The organism is Phyllobacterium sp. UNC302MFCol5.2, assembly GCF_000686005.1.
Taxonomy (GTDB): domain Bacteria; phylum Pseudomonadota; class Alphaproteobacteria; order Rhizobiales; family Rhizobiaceae; genus Phyllobacterium; species Phyllobacterium pellucidum.
The window spans coordinates 305154-318743 of the sequence record NZ_JMLL01000012.1; the positions used below are offsets into that span (position 1 = coordinate 305154).

At 58.2% G+C, this 13590-nt stretch carries 15 protein-coding genes; 8 read left to right on the forward strand and 7 right to left on the reverse strand.

Going from position 1 to position 13590, the window contains the following annotated elements; genetic code table 11:
* Positions 1-109: 109 nt before the first annotated feature.
* Positions 110-2623, forward strand: a complete 2514-nt coding sequence (locus BR48_RS0116230) for a ligase-associated DNA damage response DEXH box helicase (RefSeq protein WP_051615070.1) — start codon at positions 110-112, stop codon at positions 2621-2623.
* A 47-nt stretch (positions 2624-2670) separates the two neighbouring features.
* Entirely contained in the window at positions 2671-3336 is a 666-nt protein-coding gene (gene pdeM / locus BR48_RS0116235) for a ligase-associated DNA damage response endonuclease PdeM (protein ID WP_174208376.1), read from the forward strand.
* On the opposite strand, the gene BR48_RS0116240 is transcribed toward pdeM, so the two are convergent.
* Complete coding sequence (locus tag BR48_RS0116240; protein WP_027232284.1) at positions 3333-3794, reverse strand: Lrp/AsnC family transcriptional regulator; 462 nt, start codon at positions 3792-3794, stop codon at positions 3333-3335. The two genes, pdeM and BR48_RS0116240, sit on opposite strands and share 4 nt — an antisense overlap.
* Positions 3795-3914: 120 nt before the next feature.
* On the opposite strand from BR48_RS0116240, the gene hppD reads away from it, so the two are divergent.
* The 3 genes from hppD to BR48_RS24765 are packed head-to-tail and all read left to right on the forward strand — an operon-like array spanning position 3915 to position 6096.
* Positions 3915-5027, forward strand: a complete 1113-nt coding sequence (gene hppD, locus BR48_RS0116245; RefSeq protein ID WP_027232285.1) for a 4-hydroxyphenylpyruvate dioxygenase — start codon at positions 3915-3917, stop codon at positions 5025-5027.
* 52 nt (positions 5028-5079) lie between these two features.
* Positions 5080-5304 (forward strand): hypothetical protein, encoded by a 225-nt coding sequence (locus BR48_RS0116250; protein WP_027232286.1) that lies wholly within the window; start codon positions 5080-5082, stop codon positions 5302-5304.
* A gap of 15 nt (positions 5305-5319) precedes the next feature.
* Positions 5320-6096, forward strand: coding sequence for a nucleotidyl transferase AbiEii/AbiGii toxin family protein (locus BR48_RS24765; protein WP_245273535.1), 777 nt, complete (start codon positions 5320-5322; stop codon positions 6094-6096).
* Between the two features lie 70 nt (positions 6097-6166).
* Here the strand turns inward: BR48_RS24765 and maiA are convergent, their stop codons facing one another.
* From maiA to hmgA, 3 genes are read right to left on the reverse strand one after another with little or no spacing between them, the layout of a single operon-like run.
* Complete coding sequence (maiA, locus tag BR48_RS0116260; RefSeq protein ID WP_027232287.1) at positions 6167-6820, reverse strand: maleylacetoacetate isomerase; 654 nt, start codon at positions 6818-6820, stop codon at positions 6167-6169.
* On the reverse strand, positions 6810-7823 hold the full coding sequence (locus BR48_RS0116265) for a fumarylacetoacetate hydrolase family protein (protein ID WP_027232288.1): 1014 nt from the start codon (positions 7821-7823) through the stop codon (positions 6810-6812). Before BR48_RS0116265 ends, maiA begins: the two co-directional genes overlap by 11 nt.
* A complete protein-coding gene (gene hmgA, locus BR48_RS0116270) occupies positions 7824-9152 on the reverse strand; it encodes a homogentisate 1,2-dioxygenase (RefSeq protein ID WP_027232289.1) in 1329 nt (442 codons plus the stop codon).
* Positions 9153-9225: 73 nt separating this feature from the next.
* Between hmgA and BR48_RS0116275 the strand changes: the two genes are divergently transcribed.
* The 3 genes from BR48_RS0116275 to BR48_RS25920 all read left to right on the forward strand — a co-directional run bounded on the left by BR48_RS0116275 (position 9226) and on the right by BR48_RS25920 (position 10435).
* Positions 9226-9678 carry a MarR family transcriptional regulator gene (locus tag BR48_RS0116275; protein WP_036814741.1) on the forward strand — a complete coding sequence of 151 codons (453 nt, stop codon included), beginning with the start codon at positions 9226-9228 and terminating at the stop codon, positions 9676-9678.
* Positions 9679-9764: 86 nt separating this feature from the next.
* Positions 9765-9995, forward strand: a complete 231-nt coding sequence (locus tag BR48_RS0116280; protein ID WP_027232291.1) for a hypothetical protein — start codon at positions 9765-9767, stop codon at positions 9993-9995.
* Entirely contained in the window at positions 9992-10435 is a 444-nt protein-coding gene (locus tag BR48_RS25920) for a TA system VapC family ribonuclease toxin (RefSeq protein WP_081815914.1), read from the forward strand. Before BR48_RS0116280 ends, BR48_RS25920 begins: the two co-directional genes overlap by 4 nt.
* Here BR48_RS25920 and BR48_RS0116290 read toward each other — a convergent pair.
* The 3 genes from BR48_RS0116290 to BR48_RS0116300 form a co-directional block, all read right to left on the reverse strand.
* On the reverse strand, positions 10432-11193 hold the full coding sequence (locus BR48_RS0116290) for an ABC transporter permease (protein ID WP_027232293.1): 762 nt from the start codon (positions 11191-11193) through the stop codon (positions 10432-10434). The genes BR48_RS25920 and BR48_RS0116290 overlap by 4 nt on opposite strands.
* Complete coding sequence (locus BR48_RS0116295; RefSeq protein WP_027232294.1) at positions 11190-12116, reverse strand: ABC transporter ATP-binding protein; 927 nt, start codon at positions 12114-12116, stop codon at positions 11190-11192. Before BR48_RS0116295 ends, BR48_RS0116290 begins: the two co-directional genes overlap by 4 nt.
* 199 nt (positions 12117-12315) lie before the next feature.
* Complete coding sequence (locus BR48_RS0116300) at positions 12316-13530, reverse strand: MFS transporter (RefSeq protein ID WP_027232295.1); 1215 nt, start codon at positions 13528-13530, stop codon at positions 12316-12318.
* Positions 13531-13590: the final 60 nt, after the last annotated feature.

The window sequence follows — 13590 nt, forward strand, 5'->3', positions numbered from 1 at the left end:
TCATCAATCACTTGGACCTTGCGACAACGAACATAGGTCGCATTTGGCTCCGTACAATCCTGACAAAGAAAACTTGGCGCATCGACACCGCGCCATTACATTCGCGTAAGTGAGCACCAGCAAAGCCGCCATAGCCGAGACCGGCACACCCCTATTGCCGCCGGCCTTTCTCGACTGGTTCCAGTCGAAGGGCTGGTCGCCGCGCGCGCATCAGCTCGAACTTCTCGAGGAGGCGCAGGCGGGAAGATCGACGCTTCTGATTGCCCCGACCGGCGCCGGCAAGACCCTCGCAGGATTTCTGCCCGCTCTCGTTGACCTCTCCACCCGCGGCAAGAGCAACGCGCCAAGCCGCGGCGTCCATACGCTTTACATCTCGCCGCTGAAGGCCCTTGCCGTCGATATCCACCGCAACCTCGAAAAGCCGATCGACGAGATGGGCCTCGATATTTCGCTGGAAACACGCACCGGCGATACGCCCGCCTATAAGCGTCAGAGGCAAAAACTCGCCCCCCCGGACATTCTGTTGACCACCCCCGAGCAGCTCGCTCTGCTCATATCCGGCAAGGATGCCGGCAAGTTCTTCGAAAACCTGCGCTACGTCATCCTCGACGAGCTTCATTCGCTCGTCACCTCGAAACGTGGTCATCTGCTTGCCCTCGGCCTGGCACGCCTACGGCAACTGCAGCCCGGATTGCAAACGGTGGGCTTGTCCGCGACCGTCGCCGACCCAGACGGATTGCGGCGATGGCTGCTGCCACAGACTGAGGATGCGCCAAAAGCGAGCCTCGTGACCGTGGAGGGCGGCGCCAAACCCCATATCACCATCCTCGAAACCGAGGACCACGTGCCTTGGGCCGGACATTCGGCGATCTATGCGATCCCCGGTATCTATGAGGCGATCAAGGCGCACCGGACAACACTAATCTTCGTCAATACCCGCAGTCAGGCTGAGCGGCTGTTCCATGACCTTTGGATGGCGAACGAAGACAACATGCCAATCGCCGTACACCACGGTTCGCTCGATGTCAGCAAACGCCGCAGGGTCGAACAGGCGATGGCCGCTAATACCCTGCGTGCCGTCGTTGCCACCTCGACCCTCGACCTCGGCATCGACTGGGGCGACGTCGACCTCGTCATCCATGTCGGCGCGCCGAAGGGCGCCAGCCGCCTTGCGCAGCGCATCGGCCGCTCAAATCACCGCATGGACGAGCCGTCGCGCGCGATCCTCGTTCCTGCAAATCGCTTCGAGGTGATGGAATGCCAGGCCGCGCTCGATGCGAACTATATCGGGGCACAGGATACCCCGCCGCTTGGCGCGGGTTCGCTCGACGTGCTGGCGCAGCACGTTCTCGGCATGGCCTGCGCCGCGCCGTTCCGCGCCGACGATCTCTACGCTGAAGTGATCACGGCCCTTCCCTATGCCGAACTGGCGCGCGAAACCTTCGACCGGATCATCGATTTCGTGGCAACCGGCGGCTACGCCCTCAAGAGCTATGAGCGCTTCGCCAAGATAAGGCAGACCGCCGACGGCACATGGCGGGTGACGCATCCGCGTTTCGCGCAGCAATATCGGCTCAATGTCGGCACGATCATCGAAGCTCCGGCGCTCAATGTCAGGCTCGTCCGGCAAGGGAGCAAGGGCGCTGTGCGCGGCGGACCGGTTCTCGGCAAGGTGGAGGAATCGTTTATCGAAGCATTGTCGCGGGGCGATACCTTCTTCTTTTCCGGGCGCGTGCTGCGGTTCGAAGGCATTCGCGAAAACGAGTGCCTCGTATCGAAAGCGGACGGCTTCGACGCAAAGATTCCCTCCTATGCCGGTGGCAAGTTCCCGCTGACCACCTATCTCGCGGATCAGGTGCGAGGAATGCTCGCCGACCCGAAGCGTTGGGGCGCGCTCCCGGATCAGGTGAGCGACTGGCTGCGCATCCAGAGGGACAGGTCGATCATTCCACAACCCGGCAGCCTGCTTGTCGAGACGTTCCCGCGCGGCGAGCGCTCCTATATGGTGGCCTATCCTTTCGAAGGAAGACTGGCGCACCAGACGCTCGGGATGCTTCTGACCCGGCGTCTTGAACGGGCCAAGGCGCGTCCACTCGGCTTTGTCGCAACGGACTATGCGTTGACGATCTGGGGCATGCGCGACATGGGCCGCATGTTCAAGAAGGGCGAACTGCCGCTGGCCGAGCTTTTCGACGAGGACATGCTGGGCGATGACCTCGAAGCCTGGCTGGCGGAAAGCTGGATGCTGAAGCGCACGTTTCGCAACTGCGCGCTGATATCGGGCCTTGTCGAAAAGCGTCATCCCGGGCAGGAGAAGACGGGCAGGCAGGTGACGGTTTCGACCGATCTTATCTACGATGTCCTGCGCGAGCACGAGCCGGATCACATTCTTATTCAGGCGACGCGGGCCGATGCGGCGACCGGCCTTCTCGACATTCGCCGACTTGCCGATATGCTTGGGCGAATCAAGGGCAATATCGTTCACAAGGATCTTGATCAGATCTCGCCGCTTGCCGTTCCCGTCATGCTGGAAATCGGCAGGGAACGCGTTCCGGGCGAGGCGCATGAGAGGATCCTCGAGGAGATTGCCGACGAGCTTACCCGCGAGATGGAACAGAAGTGAATCCGGCATTCCACACAACGAAGACAGCACTCCACGGCTCGGCGCAGATTGCCGTTGCGGGACATCCGGCGATCGGGGATCCCTCAGGCGCGCTGTATCTCGAAGACGACCGTGTCCTCATCGTTTCGGATCTGCACTTCGAGAAGGGATCGTCGTTCGCGCGGCGCGGCATGATGCTGCCGCCATATGATACAGCGTCGACGCTCGCGGCGCTTGCCAAGGTGATGGCGCGCTATGATCCGGCCTGCGTCATCAGCCTCGGCGACAGTTTTCATGACGGCAAGGCCGCGGCGCGCCTGCCAGAGGTCTATGCGGCGCAGCTTGCCGCATTGATGGCGGGGCGCGAATGGATATGGATCACAGGCAACCACGACCCCGAACATCCGGCCGACCTTCCGGGCGAAACCTTCACGGAACTTGCATTCGGCAATCTCATTTTCCGCCATGAGCCCTCGAAATTCGCGTGCCGCGGCGAAATTGCCGGACACCTCCACCCGGCAGCCAAGGTGGTGCACCGCGGCCAGTCAGTGCAGCGGCGCTGCTTCGTCAGCGACCATTCGCGGCTGATCATGCCGGCATTCGGCGCCTATACGGGCGGGATGAACATCATGAGCCGCGCATTCCACGGCCTCTTCGATATCCATGCCCTCACCGCCTATATGCTCGGGCGCGCCCGCGTCTACGCGATGGCCGGCAAGGCGCTTTATCTTTAGATTGGCAACCGCCCATCCTCTTTCAGCGTGTCGAGCACGATAGCGGTTTTGACATTCTGAACTGATTCATGCGGCAGCAATACCTCATTGACGAAAGCGGAGAGCGCCCGCAGATCAGGCGTCACTACCTTGATAAAGTAATCCATTTCGCCTGTGAGCGCATGGGCCTCCATCACTTGCGGCAATCTCGAGATAAGGTCGGAGAAGCGCCGGGCGTTGTCGCGATTGTGTGTCGCGAGCGTCACCGAAATAATGTTGACGATGCCAAGGCCGAGTTTTTCGCGGTCGATCTCCGCGCGGTAGCCGCGAATATAGCCCTCCTCCTCAAGGCGAGACCGGCGGCGCGAACATTGCGAGGGCGAGAGATTGATCTTTTCCGAAAGTTCGTTGTTTGTCAGCCGTCCATCTTCCTGCAAGCTGAACAGTATCTTGCGGTCAAGTGCGTCAAGATGCTCCATTCGTGCTCCTTGTAACGCCAATATGCATACAACGTGCATTATTTACGCCCAGACGGCGTTGAAATGCAAGCACCATGCAGCTGATTTGCGCGATAATGAGGGTGGTACATGGAGGATGATATGGGACCGTTTCCGCACGACGCACCGAAAGCCGCAATCACCAAGGCAAACCCAGCTGGCACCGACGGATTCGAGTTCGTGGAATTTGCCCATCCCGAGCCGGAAAAGCTCGAAGAGTTGTTCGCACGCATGGGCTATGTGCCGGTTGCGCGCCACAAGAGCAAGAACATCACAGTTTGGCGCCAAGGCGACATCAATTACGTTCTCAACGCCGAACCAAATTCTCATGCGACCAATTTCGTCTCGAAGCATGGCCCTTGCGCCCCTTCCATGGCCTGGCGCGTGGTCGATGCCAATCATGCCTTCAATCACGCGGTCGCCAAGGGTGCGACCCCGTATGAAGGCGAGGACAAGACCCTACACGTTCCTGCCATCGTAGGGATCGGCGGTTCGCTTTTGTACTTCATCGAAACCTATGGCGAGCGGGGATCGGCTTACGACGCCGAATTCGAATGGCTCGGCGAACGCGATCCGAAGCCGGAAGGCGTCGGGTTCTATTACCTCGACCACCTCACCCACAATGTCTATCGCGGCAACATGGACAAATGGTGGGCATTCTACCGCGAGCTCTTTGGCTTCAAGCAGATCCACTTCTTCGATATAGCCGGGAAGCTGACGGGGCTCGTCTCCCGCGCGATCACGTCGCCTTGCGGAAAGATCCGCATCCCGCTCAATGAATCGACGGACGACAAGAGCCAGATCGAGGAGTATCTGCGGAAATACAAGGGCGAAGGCATTCAGCATATCGCGGTCGGTACCGAGGCGATTTACGATGCTACCGACAAGCTGTCCCTAAACGGGCTCAAATTCATGCCCGGCCCGCCTGAAACCTATTATGAGAAGTCGCACGAGCGTGTGCAGGGCCATGACGAGCCGATCGAACGCATGAAGACGCACGGCATTCTGATCGACGGCGAAGGTGTCATCGATGGCGGCATGACGAAGATCCTTCTGCAGATTTTCTCCAAGACCGTGATCGGCCCGATCTTCTTCGAGTTCATTCAGCGGAAGGGCGACGAAGGCTTTGGCGAAGGCAATTTCCGCGCCTTGTTTGAATCGATCGAGGAAGACCAGATCCGGCGCGGCGTCATCAAGATCGAAGCGGCGGAGTAGGTATAGATTGGAGCTTTAAAGATCCGCAGTCCACATTTATATTGGATGCATTATGAAACCAGCGATAATCGCCCCTATTATACCAGCCGATTTCCCGCAGCTTAAGCAGCTTGCCTGGAACCGCGATGTTGCGCGCGCGATACCGGCACAAGAAGCGTTTGAAATCTACGAGCGCAATTGGCGCTTCGTCGATACGGATAAGCTGACGGGACCTGAAGCGGATCTCATCAAAGATTTGACCGATACTTTCGGCAATGGCGTATTGCTGAATTCCTGACTTTCGGATCCATGCTTGCTGCTGCATAGTACCAATGCACAGCGAGAACAAAATATGACCGAACTAAAAAGGGCGGAACACCGCGTTATCCTTGAGGCGCTGCGCCTGATGGATGCTTCGTTTCTGGCGACCAACCAATGCTGGTTCGGTGGTGGCACGTCAATCGTCCTCAAACTGGGCGAATATCGGCAGTCGCTGGATGTTGATTTCCTTTGCGCTGACCCGGACGGATATCGCGAACTGCGCAGCGCAGCCGTCGAGCGTGGTATTCGCGCGTTCTTTCCAGCACCTGTCGAACCGCTGCGCACATTTAAAATCGATCAATACGGATTGCGAACCGCGCTACGGCATAACGAACAGGTGATCAAATTCGAAATCATCCGCGAAGCGCGGATTGAGCTGCGTGGCCATGTCGATACGGAGCTTGGACTACCGATGCTTGTCGAAGAGGATTTGTTTGCGGAGAAGCTCCTGGCAAATGCCGACAGGTGTCACGATCGCTCCGTTGCATATCGGGATGCCATCGACCTTGGCATGCTCGTGCACCATCATAAAAACATACCCGATAATGCGATCGCCAAGGCCGAAGGTGCCTATGGTGCCGACATTGTCCGCAAGCTCGCGTGGGTCGTTACGAAATTGAACTCGACCGGCGAATTGCAACGTGCAAGCGAAGTCCTGCAAATGGAAATGACCGATGCGAGGAGATCTATCCGAGCTTTGACGGGCGAAGTCATGCGTCGCTGGCCAGACCAAGTCCAAAACCCTATCGGATCTTTCAGCGGCGTCTAATCTCCGGACACTTTTCCCAACGCGGTCCCGAAACCGATGACTACAGATAACCGCGAGACCCGTCCGGCGATTAACCAGGTAATCCCGGCCTCAGCCGATCAGGATGCGCCGCGGCAAAGGCACCGATCGCATCGCAACGGGCAGCGATGGCATTGACGCGCTCCAGACTTTCGATTTTGGCTCCCCAGCGCTTCGCATTGAAGACCTGCGGCACGAGGCAGAAATCGGCCATGGAAGGGGTATCGCCATGGCAAAAGTGCCCGGTTTCGGGGTGATCGAGCATGGTCTCGAATGCGCCCAGACCTTCAGAGATGAACTTATGCATCCAGTTGCGCCGCGCCGCTTCATCGCCCCCTGCAAGCTGCATGACATGCGATGCCACACCCAGATTGCAGACGGGATGGATTTCCATCGCGATTGCGTAGGAAAGCGCGCGAACCCGTTGTCGCCCCAAAGGATCGTCAGGCAGGAAGCGAGCCTCGGGGTGGGATTCGTTGAGGTATTCGATTATCGCAAGCGACTGCGTCATCATATGCCCGTCGATGGCGAGCGTCGGCACGAGCCCCTGCGGATTGCGACAGAGGTGATCGATGCCTTTATGCTCCTGGTTCAAGAGGTCGACCGGCACCCTGTCATACTCAAGCCCGAGCATGTTAAGGGCAATGCGCACGCGGTAGCTCGCCGACGAGCGCCAATAATCATAGAGGATGGCTTTAGCGCTCATGGCGGGTCACCTGCTGTTCGATGGCGCCGAAGATCGAATGGCCGTATGGGTCTTTCATCTCTATGCGAACTGTGTCACCGAAACGCATGAATGGCGTTCGCGGACTGCCGGTGGCAATCGTCTCGATCATGCGGATTTCGGCGATGCACGAGTAGCCGGCGCCATCCTCTTCAATGGGTTTGCCCGCTTCGCCGTCAAGCTTGTTTGACACCGTCCCCGATCCGATGATCGTGCCGGCGCAAAGCGGGCGTGTCTTCGCCGCATGGGCAATCAACGTCGGAAAATCGAACGTCATGTCGATGCCGGCGTTGGCGCGGCCAAAGGGCCGGCCGTTGAGATCGACGCAGAGCGGCAGGCGCACCTTGCCGCCATCCCAGGCTTCGCCGAGTTCATCGGGTGTGACCGCCACGGGCGAGAAGGCCGACGACGGCTTTGACTGAAAAAAGCCGAACCCTTTGCCAAGCTCGGCCGGAATGAGGTTGCGCAGGCTGACATCGTTGACCAACATGATCAGGCGGATCGCGGCTCGCGCTTCGACGAGACCCGCGCCCATCGGCACATCGTCGACGATGACCGCAATTTCGCCCTCCATGTCGATGCCATAGGCTTCGTCGGCCATGCGGATGGGTTCGCGCGGAGCAAGGAAACTGTCGGACCCACCCTGATAGATGAGCGGGTCAGTCCAGAAGCTCTCGGGCATCGGCGCATTGCGCGCCTTGCGGACCAATTCGACATGATTGACATAGGCTGAACCGTCGGCCCACTGGTAGGCGCGCGGCAGGGGCGACAGCGCATCATGTTCGTGAAAGCGCTCAAGAGGAACGGCGCGCAGTTCAAGGCTGGAGGCAAGCGCCGCGAGGTGCGGGGCGATACGCGACCAGTCGTCAAGCGCGGACTGCAACGTCGGCGCGAGGAACGAGGCATCGGTATAGTAGGTCAGATCTTTCGACACGATGACCAGTTTGCCGTCACGCGTTCCATTATTGAGAGAGGCAAGTTTCATTTACTTTACGATCTCCTCCGACCAGTCGCCTTCCGGCGTCCCGTTGAACCGCTTGCGGAGACCTTTCCAGCAGTCGGCGTAATTGTCTTGCAGCGTCGGTGTATCAGCTGCATAGCGGGTAACGTGCTGGGGGAAGCGCGTCTCGAACATGAAGGCAAGCGTGTTGTCCAGCCGCTGCGGCTTGAGCTCCACCGTGGATGCCTTGTTGAACCCCATCGTGTCCGGTCCATGCGGCAGCATCATGTTGTGAAGGCTTATGCCGCCAGGCACGAACCCCTCCTCCTTGGCATCGTATTGACCATACACCAGCCCCATGAATTCGGACATGATGTTGCGGTGGTACCAGGGCGGCCGGAAACTGTGCTCGGCAACTAGCCAGCGCGGCGGGAAAATAACGAAATCGACATTGGCCGTTCCCTCCTCGCCAGACGGCGCGGTGAGCACGGTGAAGATCGATGGATCGGGATGATCGAACAGGATCGCTCCGACCGGCGAGAACGTGCGCAGGTCATACTTGTAGGGCGCATAATTCCCGTGCCAAGCCACGACGTCCAACGGGGAATGATCGAGTGTCGTCTGATAGAACTTGCCGCACCATTTCACATGCAGACGGCAAGGAACTTCCTTGTCTTCGAAGGCTGCAACCGGTGTCTTGAAGTCGCGCGGGTTGGCCAGGCAGTTGGCACCAATCGGACCGCGATCCGGCAGGGCGAATTTTGCCCCGTAATTCTCGCAAATATAGCCCCTGGCCTCGCCGTCAGGCGCCGACACCTTGAACATCATCCCGCGTGGGATCACGCAGATTTCCGAAGGTTCGATTTCGATTTTGCCCATCTCGGTGAAAATGTTGAGCTTGCCCTTCTCGGGCAAAAGCAGCATTTCGCCATCCGCATTGAAGAAGTAGTCGTCGTCCATGGCAGTATTGAACGCGTAGACATGTGCGGACATGCCCACCTGACCGTGGACATCGCCAGCCGTGGTCATGGTGCGAATGCCATCAATAAAGTTGATGGAATCGCGTGGCATTGGCGTCGGATTCCAGCGTAACTGTCCAATCGGCAATTCATGGTCATCGAGGTTTGGCGCGGTCTTCCAGTGCTCGCGCTTTGCCGGCGAAAATCGCCCGCTATGCTTGACCGACGGGCGAATGCGATAGAGCCAGGATCGCTCGTTCGTGCCGCGCGGCGCAGTAAAAGGGGAGCCGGAAAGTTGCTCGGCGTAGAGGCCGTATGCGCAGCGCTGCGGCGAGTTTTGTCCCTGCGGCAGGGCGCCTGGAAGCGATTCCGTCTCAAAGTCGTTGCCGAAGCCCGGCATATAGTGAAGAGCCATGATCGAACCTCCAATTTAGTTGCAATTGTGACGATCTATTTTGTAACTATCAATGACAATCGGGATTGTGGACATGGACAACAACAACGACATCGACCCGCCGCTTATACTGGAGGCGTTCACCCCATACCGTCTCAACAAGGCGGCAGAAGCCGTGAGCCATCGTTTCGCGAGCCTTTACCGGGATCAGTATGGACTGACACGGCCGGAGTGGCGAACACTTGCAACGCTGGGCCAGTTTGGCACCATGACCGCCACGGCGATCGGGACTCATTCGTCAATGCACAAGACGAAAGTCTCGCGCGCCGTGCTTGCCCTCGAACAGCGGCGCTGGCTGTTCCGGAAGCGCGATGAGACCGACCGCCGTGTCGAGAATCTTATGCTGACCCCGGCCGGGCGGAAGGCCTATCTCGACCTTGTGAAAGTTGCGCATGACTTCGAGACTGAATTGCTGCAGCAACTGGGACCGCGTGGAGCAGCAGCGTTGAAGCATGGCCTCGAGGCGCTGGAAAACCTCGCGGGATAGCCGCTGGAAGCGGCGCCGCAATTGATTTAGGCAACGATCTCGCATATATGATGCGTGATGTTTGATGCGTGATGAGGGGCGAGACGATGCGAACAACGCTTGCAATTGATGATGATGTCCTCGCAGCGGCCAAGGGCCTTGCGGAGCGCCAGCGCAAAACTGTAGGTGAAGTTATATCGACACTCGCCCGCAAAGGTCTGCAAGCTCCAACGGCACGTCAAGCGACGCGAAACGGCGTGCCGCTCCTACCGGCAGGCAACAATTCCACGCCGGTAACGATGGAACTGGTGAATCAACTTCGCGATGAATTGCCGTGACGGCATATCTCCTGGACGTCAATGTGCTGATTGCACTATTCGATCCCGCACATGTCCATCACGATCCTGCACATGAGTGGTTTGCTGATATTGGGCGGTCCAGTTGGGCCACTTGCCCAATAACCGAGAACGGTGCGATCCGTATTATCAGCAGCGCCCGCTACCCTTACTCACCGGGCACGCCAGCCGCGGTTGTTGCGCTTCTGGCCGGATTACGTGCCATTCCGGGTCATGTCTTTTGGCCAGATGACATCAGCTTGATGGACAATTCCATTGATCCGTCGCGGCTGTTGAATGCCGGTCAGGTCACGGATACATACCTCCTGGCGCTTGCTCAGGCACACCAAGGGAAATTGGCGACCTTTGATCGGCGCCTCGTAACCGATGCGGTACGGGATGGCCGAAATTGTCTGCATGTCATTGGCGAACGAACCACTTAGCTCTTCAGCCTGTACCCCGTCCTGAATATCCAGCGCAGGATCAGAATGCACGCGAGGAGAAACACGGCTGTCATGACAAGGCTCGTTCCGATATGCACATCTGAAAGGCCAAAGAAGCTCCAGCGAAACCCGCTGATAAGATAGACCACCGGATTGAACAGCGTCACGGTCTGCCAGAATGGCGGCAACATGTCGATCGAGTAGAAGCTACCGCCGAGAAATGTCAGCGGTGTGATGATCATCAGCGGCACGAGCTGCAGCTTCTCAAAGCCATCCGCCCAGATGCCGATAATGAAACCGAACATGCTGAAGGTTACCGCTGTCAGCACCAGGAACAGCAGCATCACGAAGGGGTGTTCGATGCGCAGCGGTACAAAAAGCGCCGCAGTCGCAAGGATGATCACCCCGAGAATGATCGACTTCGTCGCCGCAGCCCCGACATAGGCGATCACGATCTCCACGTAGGAGACAGGTGCCGAGAGGAGTTCGTAGATCGTGCCGACGAACTTCGGGAAATAGATGCCGAACGACGCGTTGGAAATGCTCTGCGTCAACAGCGACAACATGATCAGGCCCGGCACGATGAACGCACCGTAGCTTACGCCGTTGATCTCGGGGATACGGCCGCCGATCGCCGAACCGAAAACCACGAAGTAAAGGCTCGTCGACAGAACCGGCGAAATGACGCTCTGCATGAGCGTGCGCCAGGTGCGATGCATTTCGAAGAGATAGATCGCCTTTATCGCGTAAAGGTTCATTTGCGTTCCCTCACAAGGTTGACGAAAATTTCCTCAAGCGAGCTTTCCCGCGTCTTAATATCGCTGAACCGGACACCCGCCTTGTCGAGATCCTTCAGGAGCGCCGTAATGCCCGTTCGTTCCTTGCGGGTATCGTAGTGATAAACGAGTTCGCTCCCGTCGGGCGAAAGTTCAAGCCCGTAGGCCGCCAAAGCTTCGGGTATTTCCTCGCGTTTCTCCTGGAGAAGCAGGCGCAACTCCTTCTTGCCGAGCGACCGCATCAATGCGTCCTTCTCCTCGACGAGAATGATCTCGCCATGGCTGATGACGCCGATTCGATCGGCCATCTGTTCGGCCTCCTCGATATAGTGCGTCGTGAGGATGATGGTGACGCCCGATTCGCGCAGCGCCCGCACCACATTCCACATGTCGCGCCGCAATTCGACATCGACGCCAGCGCTCGGCTCATCGAGAAAAAGGATTTCCGGCTCGTGCGACAGCGCCTTGGCGATCATGACGCGCCGCTTCATGCCTCCCGAGAGCGTCATGATCTTGCTGTCCTTCTTGTCCCATAGCGAAAGTTCCTTGAGGATCTTCTCGATGTGTGCGGGATTGGCCGGCTTGCCGAAAAGGCCGCGGCTGAAACTGACCGTCGCCCAGACGGTCTCGAATGCATCCGTCGTCAACTCCTGCGGCACGAGACCGATCTTGGAACGCGCCGCGCGGTATTCCTTGATGATATCGTGACCATCGGCGAGGATTGTGCCGGAGGTCGGATTGACGATGCCGCAAATGGTGCTGATCAGCGTCGTCTTGCCTGCGCCGTTCGGGCCGAGCAGTGCGAAGATTTCACCGTGGCGGATATCGAGATTGATATTCTTCAGCACTTCAAAACCGGACTCATAGGTTTTGTTGAGGCTGGAGACGGAAATGGCTGAGGACATGAAGCTTCCCGGGGAGGACTTTGGGTTTGAATGCGGCGAGCGAAACGAAACCCTTTGGCGGAGGTCACCAGGGGAATGGTGTTCCTTATATGGGGTTAAGGCGGGATTTTCAAACCACCTCTCCTGACATTCGGCGTCAGCAGAGCGCAGGATCTGGCTAATCGAGAAAAAGGCCCGGACGATACCGGGCCTTCAATTGTTAAGCCTGTTCGCCGCGCACTTCCTTCATGCTCGGCAGGAAAATTGTGAGCAGGCCGAGGAAGGGCAGGAACGAGCAGATCATGTAAACGTAGTCGATGCCCTTGTTGTCGGCGACGAAGCCGAGCACCGCCGCCGCTATGCCGGCCATGCCGAAGGCGAAGCCGAAGAAGATGCCGGCAATCATGCCGACACGGCCCGGTACCAGTTCTTGAGCGAAGACAACGATCGCAGGGAAGGCTGACGACAAGATAAGGCCGATCAGCACCGTGAGGACGCCTGTCCAGAAGAGGTCCGCATAAGGCATGATCAGCGTGAAGGGCAAGACACCGAGAATCGAGAACCAGATCACGGCTTTCGTGCCGATCTTGTCGCCTATCGGCCCGCCGACAATGGTGCCGACTGCCGCTGCGCCAAGGAACAGGAACAGCATCATCTGGGACTGCTGCACCGAGATCCCGAACTTGTGGATGACATAGAATGTGTAATAGCTCGATATGCTTGCGAGATAGATGTTCTTGGAAAAGACAAGCAAGGTCAGGATGATCAGCGACATGGCAACTTTGCCGCGCGGCAGTTTGAGTTGCTTGCTTGCAGCCGGCCTGTTCGCGTTGGCCTTGCGATAGCGCTGGTACCAGTTGCCGACCTGATAAAGGACGATCATTCCGATGAGGGCCGCGGCGGAAAACCACGCAATACTCTGCTGGCCGCGAGGCAGCACGATGAAAGCTGCGAGCAGCGGACCGAGTGCGGTACCGAAATTGCCTCCCACCTGAAAGAAGGATTGCGCAAGACCGTGGCGGCCGCCCGAGGCAAGACGTGCCACCCGCGATGATTCCGGGTGAAAAATGGATGAACCAATGCCGATGAAGGCTGCGCCGGCAAGAAGCATGGCGTAGTGGGTTGCGACCGAAAGAAGTCCGAGGCCGACGAGCGAAAACGCCATGCCAACCGGGAGCGAATACGGCATGGGCCGCTTGTCGGTATACGTTCCGACAATCGGCTGCAGCAGCGAGGCGGTGACCTGGAAGGTCAGCGTCAGAAAGCCGATCTGCTTGAAATCGAGACCGTAATTTTGCTTGAGCATCGGATAGATCGCGGCAAGTAGCGACTGCATCATGTCGTTGAGCAAATGGCAGAAGCTGACGGCGAAAATTATCGCAAAGACGGTCGTGTCAGCGGAGGTCCGCTGTGCGGGCAAGGTCGTATCGGTCATCAAGGCGTTCCATCGAAAAACAAGGGCGTCGTCGCAAGGATTGCCCCGCCCTTTTTCAAA